The 297-nt window shown below is 57.6% G+C and carries 1 protein-coding gene; it reads right to left on the bottom strand.

Annotation, left to right across the window (positions count from 1 at the left end; translation table 11 throughout):
- Positions 1–11: 11 nt before the first annotated feature.
- The coding region (locus tag P0D80_RS51565; RefSeq protein ID WP_408296757.1) for a hypothetical protein at positions 12–297 on the bottom strand (286 nt) is incomplete at its 5' end.

Below are 297 nucleotides of genomic sequence, written 5' to 3'. Positions count from 1 at the left end.
CGGCCGTGCAGTCAACTTGACAAAGTCACCAGCAGTGGGTCGACCGCGTACTTCTGGGCCACACCAGCAATCAACTCATCGAGATACTGTGTTTCTGGTAACACCGACGTCGCAAGCGACGCGTCCGAGGATGGGGCCGCATTGGCGCTCCGTATATCCGGGTAGCTTTCGGGGTGTAAGTTCGGAAAAGTTGAGGACTCCGGAGCGGGCACTTGGTACCACCGCAACTCCTGTGAGGACACAGATGTGCAGAGTCCAAGGCTCAGCAGCAGGCTAAACGGCCAGATCATCGTCAAC

Origin of the sequence: Paraburkholderia sp. RL17-373-BIF-A, assembly GCF_046030175.1 — a bacterium.
In the GTDB taxonomy this organism is placed as follows: domain Bacteria; phylum Pseudomonadota; class Gammaproteobacteria; order Burkholderiales; family Burkholderiaceae; genus Paraburkholderia.
The sequence above is the reverse complement of the archived record's forward strand: the minus strand, read 5'-3'. Positions and strand labels throughout refer to the sequence as shown.